This is a genomic window from Brevundimonas sp. GW821-FHT10A07, assembly GCF_059415785.1.
The window spans coordinates 71,241-86,774 of the sequence record NZ_JBWKNX010000006.1 but is presented as its reverse complement, the minus strand read 5'-3'; the positions used below and the strand labels follow the sequence as shown (position 1 = coordinate 86,774).

The following is a 15,534-nucleotide window of genomic DNA, read 5'->3' as shown; positions in this document are numbered from 1 at the left end:
GCCTCGTTCCGTGGAACGGCGTCATCTGAAACGATGCTGATCGACTGCTTTGGGGGCGGATGATCTGAGAAACGCTCTCAGAGGAGTAAAAAACTCCTCCGGATTATGGCTTTCGAACAAGCTTGCGCTAATCGCGGCGAAATCATCACAAAAGTGTCGCTTTCTGGCCTGCTGGCGGTCGAAAGGAGCAAGACTTGCTCGAACTTCGCCCGGCGGGTGAAATCCGGCTGTTCTCCCTTGACGCTCCGGTAAGGGTTCGCCAAAGGGGGTAGGACGTCCTCCCACAAAGGCGTCAGACGGATTCTTAGGAGACGTGTTCTCCGGCGGTTCGAATACGGGGGCGGTGCGGGAAACCGGACGCGTCTCCATCAAAGAATTCAGCGCCTGGATGATCCCGATGGGACGCGGGGCGTTGAAGGAAACATTTTCAGGTTGGGGGGCGGCTCTTTGACACGGCCGCACCTTTGGTTCCACGAGTCAGACCAAGCAGGAACTGGCGAATTATGCTGAACAGCAAAAAGACGAACATCCTTCTCGCCATGGCCGGCGCCGCCGTGCTGATGGCGAGCTCGCCGGTCCTGGCCCAGGCCCCGGCCGAGCCGACCCCGGCCGCTGCACCCGCAGCAGCCCCGACGGCGATGGCTCCGGCCGCCGACGCGGCCAACCCGCAAACCATGAACGAGTCCGTCGGCGGCGGACACGGCGCCGGCATCACCCCGATCTCCATGTTCATGGAAGCGACCGTCATCGTTAAGGTCGTCATGATCGGCCTGCTGCTGGCCTCGATCCTGTCCTGGACCCTGCTGCTCATCAAACTGTTCGAGTTTGGCGCGCTGAACCGCAAGACCGACAACTTCCTCGAAAACTTCCGCGGCGCCCGCACCATCGCGGACATGCGCGCCGTCTCGACGCAAGAAGAGTTCGACGGCAACCCGCTGGCCGACATGGCCGCTGCGGCGACCGAAGAAGTCGAAATGTCGCGTCAGGCCGGTCTCTCGGTCACGGGCGATCACCTCGACTCGGCCCTGGGCCGCGCCCAGGCCGCCGTCGCCGCCGTTCAATCCGGTCTGGCCCTGCGCCTGTCGGGCGGCCAGCAGTTCCTGGCTTCGGTCGGCTCGATCGGTCCGTTCGTCGGTCTGTTCGGCACCGTTTACGGCATCATGAACTCCTTCATCGGCATTGCGGAATCCAACACGACCAACCTGGCCGTCGTTGCTCCGGGTATCGCCGAGGCCCTGCTGGCCACCGGTATCGGCCTGTTCGCCGCTATCCCGGCCGTTGTCTTCTATAACTACTTCAACACGCGCATCGCCGCCTACGGCACCCGCGCCGATGGCTTCGCCGCCGAGCTGCTGAACGGCATCTCGCGTCAGCTCGACAAGGGGGCGTAAGACGGATGGCCGCCAAGATTAAATCGGGCGGCGGCGGCAACAAGGTCGAGGCCAACAGCGATATCAACGTCACGCCTTTCGTTGACATCATGTTGGTCCTCCTCATCATCTTCATGGTCGCGGCTCCGCTCGCTTCCGTGTCGGTGCCGGTCGAGTTGCCAATCGCCGTCGCTAAGGCGGCTCCGAACCCGCCCAAGCCGGTCTATATTTCGATCCAGAACGACGGCGACGTCTTTGTGGGCGACTTCCCGACCAGCGTCGGCTCTCTGGGCGAAGATCTGCTGAAGCAGATCGGATCCCGGAACCCGGCCGATGAGCGGATCTTCATTCGGGGCGACCAAAACACCCGCTATGGTGATTTCATGCAGGTCATGAACGCTTTGCAGGATAACGGCTTCTACAGCGTTGCACTGGTCGGCGAAGACCAGGCGACGAGCTAGAGTGCGGAGATAGAATGACAGACGTCGCATATCATCGCAGTCGTTACGACGTACCCAAGAAGAAGGGCTTCATGGGGGTTTCCTACCCCGTCCTGATCGTCTGCCTTCTGATCGTCACCCTCCTGTTCGCCCTGCTGATCTTCTTCCTTCAGCAGTCGAAGTTCAAACTCAAGGAGTTCAACTACGTCGACGAGTCCGTCGAGGTCGAGTTGGTCGAGCCGGTTCCGCCGCCTCCGCCGCCTCCGCCCCCGCCGCCTCCGCCGACGGATACGCCGCCTCCGCCCAAGCTTCAGGTGCGGGTGCCGGCCCCGGTTCCGAACGTGACGCCTCCTCCGCCGGTGAACATCACGCCGACGAAGAAGGAAGACCGGGTCGAGTACACCGGTCCGCCCGTGAACATTCCTGGACCGCCGCCGCCTCCGGCTCCGCCGGCTCCGCCGCGTCCGTCCACGATCACGAACGTGCAGTGGTCGCGCCAGCCGCGTCCGACCGCAGATGATTTCCCGTCCCGTGCTTTGGAACGAGAAATCAGCGGATCAGCCACGGTCGAGTGCACCGCTCGGTCTAACGGCTCTCCGGCGAACTGCCGCGTGGTGTCGGAAGAGCCTGCGGGTATGGGCTTCGGTCGCGCCGCTGTTCGCGTGGTTCAGCGTGGACAACTGTCCCCGCGTACCGTCGATGGCGCGGCCCAGGACGCCACCTTCCGCGTCCGGGTGCCCTTCACCCTCGGGTAAGGCGCTCCGTCGAAGAAAACAGACGCCTCGGAGAGCGATCTCCGGGGCGTTTTTCTTTTATGCCGCGCGGTGACGAAATCTGATGAAGCCGCTTGATCCCCTGCCGCAGTCCCGGTAGAGAACGCGCCTCGCGACGCGCGGGCCGCCTTAGCTCAGTTGGTTAGAGCGCCGGTTTGTGGAACCGGAGGTCCTCAGTTCAAGCCTGAGAGGCGGTACCATCGCGCAGCGCGGCCGGGCTTGCGGCCCGCCGCTGCAGTGACCATCTCCTGATCGTCGGCGTCTTTGAACGCTGATCCCCCACATCGACAGGAGAGCGCAATGAAGATGCGCAAGTTGGGCCTGAACGGTCCCGAGGTTTCGGCCATAGGCCTGGGCTGCATGGGCATGAGCGCCTTCTACGGCGGCGCGGACGAGGGCCAGTCCATATCCGTCATCCACCGCGCCCTCGACCTGGGCGTCACCCTGTTCGACACGGCCGAGATGTACGGCCCGCACACCAATGAGGTCCTGGTCGGCAAGGCGCTGAAGGACCGGCGCGATCAGGCCTTCATCGCCACCAAGTTCGGCATCAACTACAACGCCGACCGCTCCAAGCTTCTGGTCGACGGCAGTCCGGCCAATGTCCGCCGCGCCATCGAGGGCAGTCTTCAGCGTCTCGGCGTCGATCACGTCGATCTGTACTACCTGCACCGGGTCGATCCCGACACGCCGATCGAGGAGACGGTCGGCGCCATGGCCGAACTCGTCAAGGAGGGCAAGGTCCGCTTCCTGGGCCTGTCCGAGGCCGCGCCGGACACCCTGCGCAAGGCCCATGCGACCCATCCGATCACCGCCCTGCAAACCGAATATTCGCTGTGGACGCGGGACCCGGAAGACGAACTGTTCGCGGTCGTGCGGGAACTGGGCATCGGCTTCGTGCCCTACAGCCCGTTAGGTCGGGGCTTCCTGTCCGGCGACATCAAGTCCATCGACGATCTGGAGGCGGACGACTTCCGCCGCACCAATCCGCGTTTCATGGGCGAGAATTTCCAGAAGAACCTGGATCTGGTCGAGGCGGTGAAGGCCATCGCCGCCGACAAGGGCGTGACCGCCGCCCAACTGGCCCTGGCCTGGGTCCTGGCCCAGGGCGAGGATCTGGTTCCGATCCCCGGCACCCGCCGCGTCGCCACTCTGGAACAGAACGCCGCCGCGACCGACATCGTCCTGACGCCGGAAGACCTGGCGCGCATTGATGCGGTCTTCCCCAAGGGCGCGGCCGTGGGCCACCGCTACGCCGAGGCGGCGCGGGCGGCCCTGAACCGCTAGGGGCGCAGGCCGCCCGAGGCCGATCCGTCAAGCCTGACGGCAGGCATGAAAAGGCCCGGCCGGAGCGATCCGGCCGGGCCTTCGTCTGTCTGGGGCGGGCCTACTGGATGCGGGTCCAGGTCTGGGTCTTGCACAGGGGGGCGACGACACAGCCGCGCAGGTTCAGGCTGTTGTCATTGGTCATGGTGATGGTGCCGCGATAGGTGCGGCCGTCGGCCGGGTTATAGACCGAGCCGTTGCGCCATTCGGTCGGGCCGCCGGTGAAGCCGGTCAGCATCGGCAGGTTCCGCAGGGTGCGGCTACGCAAGGCGGTGTCGCGATTATGCTCGTCCCGGACGTCGGCGTCCGCCCGGATATGGTTCGACGTCACCAGGGTTCCGCACAGGGCCTGGCCGCAACGGGCGATCCGCACCTGGCCGCCGTTGGTCGGGGTCTGCCACAGGCCGGTCGGATCCGCGGCCAGGGCGGGAGAGGCGAGCGCAGCCGCCAGGGCGGCGGCGGCCAGCATGATCTTGGTCTTCATGGTCGTTCCCTTTTCTCGGGCCGGTTCGGCGACCCGTTGATATGCAGGGTGATCCGGGTTTCGGTTCAAAACAAGGCTGAACTGATCCCCTATCGCCAATGAAAACCGGACCTTAGGGAAGCTTTCGTGGCGTTTAGCCGGGTCGCCTTGACCTTGTGGCGCGGCAAGCGTCTGATCTGGCGAAACAAGCCTTGGGAGACACCATGGGCGATCGGCCAGGAAACGATCACGGAAGCCTGATCAAACAGGCGCTCGACAACGGCGCCGAGCCGGCGCGTTCGGCCCTGGCCGCATCCTGGCGTCGGTCCATGTCGCTGTACGGCCTGGATCCCGAGGACGGCGGCCGTCCCCAGACCCTGACCGAGGCGCAACTGCATGAGGCGCGCCAGGCCATGGAGCCGATGACGCGGGCGGCGCAAGGGGTGCTGGATCGGCTGTTCCTGGCCGTCGGCGACACCGGCTGCTGCATCCTGCTGACCAATGCCGACGGGGTGCCGCTGGAGCGCCGGGGCGCGGCGGCGGATGACGACATCTTTCGCCGCTGGGGGCTGTGGCCCGGCGCCATATGGTCCGAGGCGGTCGAGGGCACCAATGGCATCGGCACGGCCCTGGCGGAACACCGGCCCCTGACCATCCATCGGGACCAGCATTTCCATACCCGCAACACGGCCCTGAGCTGCACCAGCCATCCGATCCACGATCATCTGGGACGCCTCGCCGGTCTGCTGGACGTCTCGTCCTGCCGGGCCGATGCGACCGCGGGCGTGCTGGGCCTGATCGCGGCGGCCGTGGCGGATGCGGCGCGGGCCATCGAGGCCCAGACCTTTCGTCAGGCCTTCTCCCAGGCGCGGATCGTCCTGGCCGGAGATCCGGTCGAGCGGAATACGGCGGCCCTGCTGGCGGTCGATCGGGACGACCTGGTGATCGGCGCCACCCGCGCGGCCCGCCTGGCCCTGTCCATCACCGACGAGCGGATCGCGGCCCAACTGGCGGCGTCCGAGGTCCTGGGGGCGGGCTGTGTCGAGACGGAGCTGCTGGAGGCCGAGCGCGGGGCGGTGCGTCGCGCCCTTGCGCGCAACGGGGGCAATGTCTCGGCCGCCGCGCGGGCCCTGGGGATCAGCCGTGCGACCCTGCATCGCAAGCTGCACCGGCTGGGGCTTTCGCGCGAACCTCACTGAGCCGACTGTCGCAGGCGTGCGACAGGTGTGCGCTGCACCATGAACGGCCCGTCTGGCGGATCGGCCGGGGCAGGCAGAGCTTCCCGTCCCAACGACGTCGGCAATCGACGCCCGAGGGAACGTTAGGAGTGTTTCATGACCAAACCCGAATTCGCGCGCGCCGCGACCCCCAAGTTCAAGACGCGCTATGACAATTTCATTGGCGGCCAGTGGGTCCCGCCGGTCAACGGCCGCTATTTCGAGAACACCTCCCCGGTGAACGGCCGCGTCCTGTGCGAAGTCGCACGCTCGGACGCGGCCGACGTCGAACTGGCCCTGGACGCCGCCCATGCGGCCAAGGACGCCTGGGGCAAGACCAGCGTCGCTCAGCGCGCCGTCATCCTGAACAAGATCGCGGACCGGATCGAAGCCAATCTCCAGGCCGTGGCCGAGGCCGAGACCTGGGACAACGGCAAGCCGGTGCGCGAGACCCTGGCCGCCGACATTCCCCTGGCCATCGACCATTTCCGCTATTTCGCCGGCTGTATCCGCGCGCAGGAAGGCGGGATTTCGGAGCTGGATCACGACACGGTCGCCTATCATTTCCATGAGCCGCTGGGCGTGGTCGGCCAGATCATCCCGTGGAACTTCCCCATTCTGATGGCGACGTGGAAGATCGCCCCGGCCCTGGCGGCGGGCAATTGCATCGTGATGAAGCCGGCGGAACAGACCCCGGCCTCGATCCTTCTGCTGATCGAACTGATCCAGGACCTGTTGCCCGCAGGCGTGCTGAACATCGTATCCGGCACGGGCGCCGAGGTGGGCGAGCCCCTGGCCACCAATCCGCGCATCGCCAAGATCGCCTTCACCGGTTCGACCGCCGTGGGTCAGAAGATCATGGAGTATGCCACCAAGAACATCATTCCGGTGACGCTGGAGCTGGGCGGCAAGTCGCCGAACATCTTCTTCAAGGACGTGATGGACGCCGACGACGCCTTCCTGGACAAGGCCCTGGAAGGCTTCGCCATGTTCGCCCTGAACCAGGGCGAGGTCTGCACCTGCCCGAGCCGTGCCCTGATCCATGAAGACATCTATGAGGCCTTCATCGCCAAGGCCATCGCCCGGGTCGAGGCCATCGTCCAGGGCGACCCGCTGGACCCGGCCACCATGGTCGGCGCCCAGGCGTCGGAACAGCAGCTGAAGAAGATTCTCAGCTATCTGCAGATCGGCAAGGACGAGGGGGCCGAAGTGCTGACGGGCGGCGAACAGTCGCTGCTGCCGGACGACCTGTCGGGCGGCTATTACGTCAAGCCGACCGTGTTCAAGGGCACCAACGACATGCGGGTCTTCCAGGAGGAGATCTTCGGTCCCGTCCTGGCCGTGACCACCTTCAAGACCTTCGAAGAGGCGATGGAGATCGCCAACGACACCGAATACGGCCTTGGCGCCGGGGTTTGGTCGCGCGACATGAACACCGCCTATCGCGCGGGTCGTACCATCCAGGCCGGTCGGGTCTGGACCAACTGCTATCATCAGTACCCGGCGCATGCGGCCTTTGGCGGCTACAAGAAGTCCGGCATCGGGCGAGAGAACCACCGGATGATGCTGGACCACTATCAGCAGACCAAGAACCTGCTGGTCAGCTACAGCCCCGACAAACTGGGCTTCTTCTGATCTGCATCAAGGATGGCCGGTTCCGGATCGGCCATTCTCCGATCGCTCTCTGATCCGTCTGTCCGGAGAGCTAACTCCCAGGCGGGCGGGCCGGTGTCCTGCTTCCGGTCCGCCCGTTCCCCCAAATCGATGAGGATGTTCCATGTCCAGAACCATGAAGGCCGCAGTCGTGCGCGCATTCGGCCAGCCGCTGACCATCGAAGAGGTGGCGGTCCCCGAGCCGGGTCCGGGCCAGATTCAGGTCAAGATCGAGGCCTCTGGCGTCTGTCATACCGATCTGCACGCCGCCGAGGGCGACTGGCCGGTCAAGCCGAACCCGCCCTTCATTCCGGGCCACGAGGGCGTCGGCTATGTCTCGGCTGTGGGGGCGGGGGTCACTCTGGTCAAGGAGGGCGACCGGGTCGGGGTGCCGTGGCTCTACTCGGCCTGCGGCCACTGCAAACACTGCCTGGGCGGCTGGGAGACCCTGTGTCATGACCAGCAGAACACCGGATATTCGGTCAACGGCGGGTTTGCGGAATACGCCATCGCCGACCCCAACTACGTCGGCCATCTGCCGGCCAATGTCAGCTTCACCGACATCGCCCCGATCCTGTGCGCCGGGGTGACGGTCTACAAGGGGCTGAAGATGACCGACACCAAGCCGGGCGACTGGGTGGTGATCTCGGGCATCGGCGGCCTGGGCCATGTGGCGGTTCAGTACGCCAAGGCCATGGGGCTGAACGTCGCCGCCGTGGACGTGGACGACGCCAAGCTGGACTTGGCGCGGCGGCTGGGCGCGACCGTGACGGTCAACGCCAAGACGTCCAACGACCCCGCCGCCGACATCAAGGCCCAGACCGACGGCGGCGCCCAGGGCGTGCTGGTTACGGCCGTCTCGCCCAAGGCCTTCGAACAGGCGGTCAACATGACCTCGCGCGGCGCGACCGTGGCCCTGAACGGCCTGCCGCCCGGCGACTTCCCCCTGTCGATCTTCGACATGGTGCTGAACGGCACCACGGTGCGCGGCTCCATCGTCGGCACCCGTCTGGACCTTCAGGAGGCGCTTCAGTTCGCCGCCGACGAGAAGGTCAAGGCCACGGTCTCGGTCGAACCGCTGGAGAACATCAACAGCATCTTCCAGCGGATGCGCGACGGCCAGATCGAGGGCCGGATCGTCATGACGATCTGAGATAGACGCGGTCCACTCCAAAAAATGGAGTCTATTTCGTCTATTTCGTCTAATTCCGACGTTCAGGGCCGGTGCGTCGGGGCTGTCCGATCGCGATGTCAAAGACCTGGGCGGGATCATAAGCCCGTCTGCGAACGTGATGGGTCGGCGGCTTGAATCAATTTCAAGCCGCTGATCCAGCGATGGTTTTGTTGCGGAATTAGGAGGGCTGGGCCGTCCCAGCCCTCGCATCAGGCGGGCGACCGCGCGGTTCGCCCCGCCTTCTGCGGCTTCACCCCCAGCAACAGGCCCAGCCATCCGATCCGGCGCGCGACCTCGTAGGCGAGGAGGCAGCCCAGGGCGGTGATGAGGATCAGCAGACCGGTCTCCACGCCCAGCGGCAGGTGGAGCGTGGCCAGATTATAGGCCGCCACGACCGTCACCGTCTGGTGGACGATATAGAAGGGGAAGACCCCTGCCGAGAGATAGCGCAGAGCCGGAGCGTCCCGGTTCAGCCATCGTGCGCCGAAGCCCAGGATGGCGGCGATGAAGCCCGCCTGATCCAGCGCATAGGCGATCCGCATCGCCTGTCTGAGCGGCTCGGACGGATTGACGTCGCCGCGATAGACCCAGGCATAGGTCGCCCAGGCCGCCCAGCAGCACAGGGCGATGATCAGGGCGGGCCAGCGCAGCCGCATCAGGGTCTGGCGCGCCTCCTCGGACCGGGCGATCAGATAGCCGAACAGGAAGGCGCCGAAGCTGAGGGCGTGATTGTACCAGTCGTCGGTCAGGGCGTGGGTGATCTCGAACCGGGGGGCCAGGAACCAGCGGATCAGGATCAGATACAGCACCGGCCAGACCAGCAGCCCCCATCCCCGAAAGACCCGATTCCCCGCCGCCTGAAGGGCGCGCCGGACGGCCGGCAAGGCGATCATCACCGCCAGCAACAGACTGTAGGGCAGCAGATAGGCGATGAACCACAGGTGGTTCCACGTCGGCGTGGTCAGGCAGCCGTCGGCGTCGCACCAGTGGCCGGTCGAGGTGGCGTACCTGACCCAGAAGTCCTTGAGTACGGGTCCGTGCGCGGGGTCGGCGATCCCCAGGCCCTTGGCCGCCTCGACGATCTCGTAATAGCTCTGGGGCGGCACGATGACGAACATGCCGAACAGGAGCGGCGGCAGAAGGCGCAGGGTTCGCGATCCGGCCAGCGCCCATCCGCTTTGGCCGCGCGCCTCGAACCCGTCCGCCAGAAATCGGGTCGCACAACCCGAGACCAGAAACAGCAGGGTCAGCCGCCACGGGCCCGTCATCATCATGATCGGCTCGAGCGCCTCGATCTGACGCGGACTCTTCACGTGCCAGTCCCAGGGCACATAGAACATGCCGACGTGATAGAGGATCAGCAGCATGAAGGCGCCGACGCGAATCCAGTCCAGATCGTATCGTCGGCCCGTCATCGCGGACGGCGACACGAGCGGGGGCGTAACAGACATGCGAGAACTCCATGGCGAATGATGCAGGCCCCGTCGTCGCGGAACGACGGGCGGGTCGGCAACCGTCCGGGGCCGTGCGGTCGTCGGGCGGGGACGGCGCCGGGGGCGTCGGGACGAACGGCGCGCGTGTCGTGACGAGCGGGTGGTCGCGTATGGCGCGACGCCTGAACGGTCGCGATCTGTGGCGCGGCGCCCTGGCGGTCCTGGCCTTTTCGCTGATCAACACGCCGGTCAATGTCCTGACGGCCCAGGCGGACAATCCGGATGTATCGGCCTGGAAGCCCATGGTCTGGGAGGTGTCCAGCGCCATCACCCTGATGGCGGCGATCTGGATTCCCTGGCTGGCCGCCAGTCTGGCGCCGCCGGACGAGGCGGCGGGCGAGGGATGGCGGCCCAAGGCGCGGTTCGCCGGGATTCATCTGGCGGCGCTTCTGACCTTTTCGGCCGTGCACGTCAGCGGTTTCGTGGCGCTGAGAAAGCTGGGCTACGCCGTCATGGGGGCGGGCGCCTATCAGTTCGGCGACCGGTTCAGCTATGAGCTGCGCAAGGACCTGGTGACCTATGTCCTGCTGGTCGGGGGCTTCGTGCTGATCGCCTATCTGCGGCGGCGGCGCGATGAACCGGTGCGGCCGGTCAGTTTCGACGTCCGCGACGGGGCCCGCATCATCCGCGCGCCCCTGGCCGACATCCTGGCGGTCAGTTCGGCGGGGAACTATGTCGAGTTCCTGCTGGCGGACGGGCGGCGTCCGCTGATGCGCGCGACCCTGGCGGCGGTCGAGGCCGAACTGTCGCGGTTCGGCTTTGTGCGCGTCCATCGTTCGTGGCTGGTGAATGCAGAGCGCGTCACCGGCCTGCAGCCCGACGGCTCCGGCGACTGGACCGTGGAACTGGGGGCGGTCAACGCGCCCCTGTCACGCCGCTATCCCGCCGCCCTGGCGACCCTGCGGGGTTAGCCGATCAAGGCCAGCCATTCGTCCTCGGTCAGGACCTGGGCCGGTCGAGGTGATTTGCTTGCGGACAGGGTAAGCATTGCGCAATCCAGACGCGTTATTCTGGCAGCATGAAGAGGATGCTCTACGGTTCTATTCTGGTCGCTTTGGGCCTGGCAGCAGGGTGCGCCGCCCGAGCGCCTGCGCGGGCGGGTAATCCCGTGATCCTGCCTGGGCAGAGCGACTATCGTGTCGTTATGGAGGGGCGATCTTTAGTCGTCGGTTCAATTCGTCGGACCATCATGCATCGCGGCGACTGGAGCTTTTTTGAGGAAGTCTCCAACGGCGAGCGCCGCAGAACTCTTGAGAACGCAGATCGAAGCGTCGTCTGGTCAGCGCAATGGGACGCGCAGGAGGGGCACACGAGGATGTGGGCCAGCCACAATACGGCTTCAGCACCGACTGAGAAGCCAAGGATCGAACGAACGCCGGAAACGGTTCTCGGTCGGGACTGCCACTGGATCGACGGCAGGCCCGGCGTGCAGGATATTGGCCAGGCGCAATGCGTGACCGCCGATGGCCTGCTGTTGATTGAGGAAAATATTACCCGGGGACGGCTCTCGAGTGAATTACGGGCGGTCTTGATCACGGCAGGTCCCACACGCCTTGACGACTTGGCGCCGGGAGATGATCCGTTTGACCCCAAAACCTGGGGCTTCCCGATCCCCTGACGCCTATCCGCCGATTAATGCCAGCCATTCATCCTCGGTCAGCACCTGAACCCCGTGCTTCTCGGCGTCCTTCAGCTTGGAGCCGGCGCCGGGGCCGGCGACGAGGTAGTCGGTCTTTTTGGAGACGGAACCCGAGACCTTGGCGCCCAGGCTTTCGGCGCGGGCCTTGGCCTCGTCGCGGGTGAAGCGTTCCAGGGCGCCGGTGAAGACGACGGTCTTGCCCGCGACCGGAGTGTCGGATTTGGGCCGTTCGGCGTCGAGGATCTGGGTCAGCTCGGCCTCGAGCGCGGCGACGACCTGAAGATTGTGGGGCTCGTGGAAGAAGTGGGCCAGGGCCAGGGCGGCGACGGGGCCGACGCCGGTGACGCCGGCGATCTGGTTCAGGATTTCGGACGGGCCTTCCTCGTGCGCGATGCGGGCCAGTTCGACCAGGCCGGACCAGTCATTGGTCATCGTCGCCAGCGAACGGCGAGCGGGTGCGGCCATGCCGGGGAAGGCCTGGCTGATCTTCATGTCCATGGTCGCCTCGGGCCAGGGATCGGCGGCGGGGGGCGTCGCCTCGGCCATCAGGGTCAGGACTCGGGGCGATATGGCGTGGGCGGAGGCGAGGGCGGTCCAGGCGTCGGACGGCACGCCCGAGGCGGCCTGGAGACAGGCGGCCTTCAGCGCGGGCCAGGTTTCGAAGGCGCGGGCCAGGACGATGGAGGTCTGTTCGCCGATGTCGCGGATGCCCAGGCCGAACAGGAATCGGTCCAGCGAGATGACGCGACGGGCGTCGATGCCGGCGACCAGGTTGCGGATGCTGGTCTCGCCATAGCCGTCTTCGCGTTCCAGTTCCTTCAGCCGCGCCTCGTCGCGCGCCAGGCGGAAGATGTCGGCCGGCTCCTTGATCCAGCCGCGCGCATTGAAGGCGGCCAGCTGTTTCTCGCCCAGGCCCTCGATGTCGAAGGCGCGGCGGCCGACGAAATGCTTCAGCCGTTCGACGATCTGGGCGTCGCAGATCAGGCCGCCGGTGCAGCGGCGCTTGACCTCGTCGCCTTCGCGCACCGCCTCGGAGCCGCAGACCGGACATTTGTCGGGGAAGACATAGGGGACGGCGTCGGCGGGACGCAGGTCGGGGACCACGCCCAGGATCTGGGGGATGACGTCGCCGGCGCGTTGCAGGCGGACGGTGTCGCCGATGCGGACGTCCAGACGTTCGATCTCGTCTTCATTGTGCAGGGTGGCGTTCCTGACCACGACGCCGCCGACGGTGACGGGGTGGAGCCGGGCCACAGGCGTCAGGGAGCCGGTGCGGCCGACCTGGATGTCGATGTCTTCCAGCACCGTGGTCGCCTGTTGGGCGGGGAATTTGTGGGCGATGGCCCAGCGGGGGCTGCGGGCGACGAAGCCCAGGCGGCGCTGCCAGTCGAGGCGGTCGACCTTGTAGACCACGCCGTCGATGTCATAGCCCAGGGTCGCGCGGTCGCGTTCCAGCTCGCGATAGACGGCGATCAGGCCTTCCGCGCCCTCGACCCGACGCGAGCGGGCGTTGACCGGGAAGCCCCAGGCCTTGAGCTTTTGCAGGGCCTCCCACTGGGTCTCGGCGAAGTCGCTGGAGTGTTCGCCCCAGGCGTAGGCGAAGAAGTTCAGCGGGCGTTTGGCGGTGATCCGAGCGTCCTTCTGGCGCAGGGAGCCGGCGGCGAAGTTTCGGGGGTTGGCGTAGGTGCGGCGGCCCTCGGCCTCGGCGGCGGCGTTGAAGGCGGCGAAGGCGTCGTTTGGGGCGTAGACCTCGCCCCGGATCTCGATCCGGTCGGGCCAGTCGTCCCCGGCCAGGGTCTGTTTCACATCGGCGATGGTGTTCAGATTGGCGGTGACGTCCTCGCCGGTGCGGCCATCCCCTCGTGTGGCGCCGAGGGTCAGTTGGCCGTCGACATAGAGGAGGTTGGCGGACAGGCCGTCGATCTTGGGCTCGGCGACGAAGGCGATGGGGTCGTCGGCCGGCAGTTTCAGGAAACGGGCGATCCGGGCGACGAAGTCGCGCACCTCGCCCTCGTCGAAGGCGTTGTCCAGCGACAGCATGGGCACGCCGTGGCGGACCTCGGCGAACTGGCTGGAGACGGCGGCGCCGACCTTGTGCGATGGGGAGTCGGGGCGGACCAGGTCGGGGAAGGCGGTCTCGACCGCCAGGTTCCGCGCGCGCAGGGCGTCGTAGTCGGCGTCGGAAATCTCGGGCGTCGCCTCATTATAGAGGGCGTCGTGGCGGGCCATTTCGGCGGCCAGCCAGGCCAACTCCTCCGCCGCGGTTTCGGCGGTCAGGTCTTCGACGGGCGGGAAGGGGGGAATCGCGCTGGACATGTCGTCGTCTCATTACCACGGGCTGACGCCGGGCGATCCGCACGCTAGGCTGAATCATCGTTTACGGAGTCGTCCATGCTGTCCGCCGCCGCCCGATCCCTTCTGCTCGGCGGATGCGCCGCCCTGGTCCTGGCCGGCTGCGTCGAGCCGATCAGTCCGCCTTCGCCCACGCCCGCCGTGCCTGCCGCCCAGTACGCCCAACTGCTGGACGACGTGCGGATCCTGGCGGCGGACGATATGGAGGGGCGGGGAACCGGCACGCCGGGCGGGGAGCGGGCGCGGGCCTATGTGGTGTCGCGACTCGAGGCGCTGGGCGTCGCGCCCGCGCCGTTCGGGCGGCTGCAGCCGTTCGAGGGGACGGGGCCGTCGCCGCAGGGGCCGGCTGCCTATCGCGGGGCCAATGTGCTGGGCCTGATCCCCGGAACCCGGGTGGGCGACCGCTACATTGTGGTCAGCGCCCATTATGATCATGTCGGCATGCACGACGGCCAGATCTACAACGGCGCCGACGACAACGCCTCGGGGGTCGCCACGATGCTGGAGCTGGCCAAACGGCTGAAGGCCCAGGCGCCGGAGCACAGCGTGCTGCTGGTCGCCTTCGACGGGGAGGAGCGGGGGCTGCTGGGCGCGCGCGAGTTCGTCAAGGCGCCGCCCGTGCCCCTGTCATCCATCGCCCTGAATCTGAACTTCGACATGACGGCGCGGGCCGAGACCGACGGGCATCTGTGGGTCACGGGCACATACCAGCACCCGAACCTGCGCCCGATCCTGGAGCCCCTGCCGGCGGTCGGCCCGGTCAGTTTCGCCTTCGGCAAGGATACGCCGCAGGACGAGGGGGAGAACAATTGGGTCTCGGCGTCGGACCAGGGCGCCTTCCACGACAAGGGCGTGCCCTTCCTCTATATGGGCATCGACTATCACCCCGATTATCACCGCCCGACCGATGACTTCGAGCGGATCAGGCCTGAGGTCTTCACTGCGGCGACCGAACTGGCCATCGCCGGCTTCCGCGCCCTGGACCGTTCGCTGGATCGGTGATGCGGCGTCTTCTGGTTCCAGCCCTGGTCTGTCTGGCGGCGCTTGCGGCTTGTGAGCGGCGCGACACCGCCCCGGCGTCCACGGCGACGGCGCCCGCCGCCACGGCGTCCTTCCAGCATCGGCTCGAAGGCGACATCTCGGGCGACTATCGGCCGGTGTCCGAACCGACACAAGGCTGGCGGGTCGAAAGCCTGTTCATTGGCCAGGCCTCGGCCCTGGAGGCGTGGGAAGCGGCGCAGAGGGGCGGCGCACCCTTGATCCTGACGCTGTCGGGGCCGGACGGCGCGGTGCAGATCACGCCGCGCGCCTATGACCTGACCGACGAGCGCCTGCATTTCGTCGGCGTCATGCCCGATGGGAGACAACTCGTTCTGGACGCCCGCATCGATCCCGGCGCACTGGCCACCGCACGCCGCAATCTGGGCGACCGCACCCCGGTGATCACCGGCGCCATGACGGTGAAGGGCCACAGTATCCCGTTCAACCTGGGCTGGTGGAACGGCGACTGATCGGACAGAAGCTCGGCGGCTGCGCCTCTGCAACCTCCGACATCGGACGTATTCGATGTGACGTATTGATCGGAAGGCAGATCAATCGTCGTAAAACAGATTCTATTTCTCCGCAAAATCTCC

General features: G+C 66.5%; 14 protein-coding genes and 1 tRNA gene. 12 read left to right on the top strand and 3 right to left on the bottom strand.

Going from position 1 to position 15,534, the window contains the following annotated elements; translation table 11 throughout:
* Positions 1-503: 503 nt before the first annotated feature.
* The 5 genes from AC07NC_RS06615 to AC07NC_RS06595 all read left to right on the top strand — a co-directional run bounded on the left by AC07NC_RS06615 (position 504) and on the right by AC07NC_RS06595 (position 3,870).
* Positions 504-1,391, top strand: a complete 888-nt coding sequence (locus AC07NC_RS06615; protein ID WP_008258688.1) for a MotA/TolQ/ExbB proton channel family protein — start codon at positions 504-506, stop codon at positions 1,389-1,391.
* 5 nt (positions 1,392-1,396) lie between these two features.
* On the top strand, positions 1,397-1,831 hold the full coding sequence (locus tag AC07NC_RS06610; RefSeq protein WP_008259452.1) for a biopolymer transporter ExbD: 435 nt from the start codon (positions 1,397-1,399) through the stop codon (positions 1,829-1,831).
* Positions 1,832-1,845: 14 nt separating this feature from the next.
* The gene (locus AC07NC_RS06605; protein WP_494569006.1) at positions 1,846-2,565 is read left to right on the top strand and encodes an energy transducer TonB; all 720 of its coding nucleotides are present in this window, start codon (positions 1,846-1,848) and stop codon (positions 2,563-2,565) included.
* 141 nt (positions 2,566-2,706) lie between these two features.
* Positions 2,707-2,783 (top strand) — tRNA-His (locus AC07NC_RS06600).
* 100 nt (positions 2,784-2,883) lie between these two features.
* Positions 2,884-3,870 (top strand): aldo/keto reductase, encoded by a 987-nt coding sequence (locus AC07NC_RS06595; protein WP_494569005.1) that lies wholly within the window; start codon positions 2,884-2,886, stop codon positions 3,868-3,870.
* A 100-nt stretch (positions 3,871-3,970) separates the two neighbouring features.
* On the opposite strand, the gene AC07NC_RS06590 is transcribed toward AC07NC_RS06595, so the two are convergent.
* A complete protein-coding gene (locus tag AC07NC_RS06590) occupies positions 3,971-4,393 on the bottom strand; it encodes a DUF2147 domain-containing protein (protein ID WP_008259611.1) in 423 nt (140 codons plus the stop codon).
* Between the two features lie 203 nt (positions 4,394-4,596).
* On the opposite strand from AC07NC_RS06590, the gene AC07NC_RS06585 reads away from it, so the two are divergent.
* The 3 genes from AC07NC_RS06585 (at position 4,597) to adhP (ending at position 8,395) form a co-directional block, all read left to right on the top strand.
* Positions 4,597-5,571: a GAF domain-containing protein gene (locus tag AC07NC_RS06585; RefSeq protein WP_494569004.1), complete on the top strand. Its 975-nt coding sequence runs from the start codon at positions 4,597-4,599 to the stop codon at positions 5,569-5,571.
* A 135-nt stretch (positions 5,572-5,706) separates the two neighbouring features.
* Positions 5,707-7,224: an acetaldehyde dehydrogenase ExaC gene (exaC, locus tag AC07NC_RS06580; protein WP_008261774.1), complete on the top strand. Its 1,518-nt coding sequence runs from the start codon at positions 5,707-5,709 to the stop codon at positions 7,222-7,224.
* 142 nt (positions 7,225-7,366) lie between these two features.
* Positions 7,367-8,395 (top strand): alcohol dehydrogenase AdhP, encoded by a 1,029-nt coding sequence (gene adhP, locus AC07NC_RS06575; RefSeq protein WP_008261496.1) that lies wholly within the window; start codon positions 7,367-7,369, stop codon positions 8,393-8,395.
* Positions 8,396-8,625: 230 nt separating this feature from the next.
* Here the strand turns inward: adhP and AC07NC_RS06570 are convergent, their stop codons facing one another.
* Positions 8,626-9,867 carry an acyltransferase family protein gene (locus AC07NC_RS06570; protein WP_494569003.1) on the bottom strand — a complete coding sequence of 414 codons (1,242 nt, stop codon included), beginning with the start codon at positions 9,865-9,867 and terminating at the stop codon, positions 8,626-8,628.
* Positions 9,868-9,878: 11 nt separating this feature from the next.
* Here AC07NC_RS06570 and AC07NC_RS06565 point away from each other — a divergent pair, with 11 nt between their 5' ends.
* Positions 9,879-10,820, top strand: coding sequence for a LytTR family DNA-binding domain-containing protein (locus tag AC07NC_RS06565; RefSeq protein ID WP_494569002.1), 942 nt, complete (start codon positions 9,879-9,881; stop codon positions 10,818-10,820).
* Between the two features lie 197 nt (positions 10,821-11,017).
* Positions 11,018-11,527, top strand: coding sequence for a hypothetical protein (locus AC07NC_RS06560; protein WP_494569001.1), 510 nt, complete (start codon positions 11,018-11,020; stop codon positions 11,525-11,527).
* Positions 11,528-11,530: 3 nt separating this feature from the next.
* On the opposite strand, the gene ligA is transcribed toward AC07NC_RS06560, so the two are convergent.
* Positions 11,531-13,864 (bottom strand): NAD-dependent DNA ligase LigA, encoded by a 2,334-nt coding sequence (gene ligA / locus AC07NC_RS06555; protein ID WP_494569000.1) that lies wholly within the window; start codon positions 13,862-13,864, stop codon positions 11,531-11,533.
* A gap of 75 nt (positions 13,865-13,939) precedes the next feature.
* Between ligA and AC07NC_RS06550 the strand changes: the two genes are divergently transcribed.
* Positions 13,940-14,902: a M28 family peptidase gene (locus tag AC07NC_RS06550; protein ID WP_494568999.1), complete on the top strand. Its 963-nt coding sequence runs from the start codon at positions 13,940-13,942 to the stop codon at positions 14,900-14,902.
* Complete coding sequence (locus AC07NC_RS06545) at positions 14,902-15,411, top strand: hypothetical protein (protein WP_494568998.1); 510 nt, start codon at positions 14,902-14,904, stop codon at positions 15,409-15,411. Before AC07NC_RS06550 ends, AC07NC_RS06545 begins: the two co-directional genes overlap by 1 nt.
* The last annotated feature ends 123 nt before the right edge of the window (positions 15,412-15,534 follow it).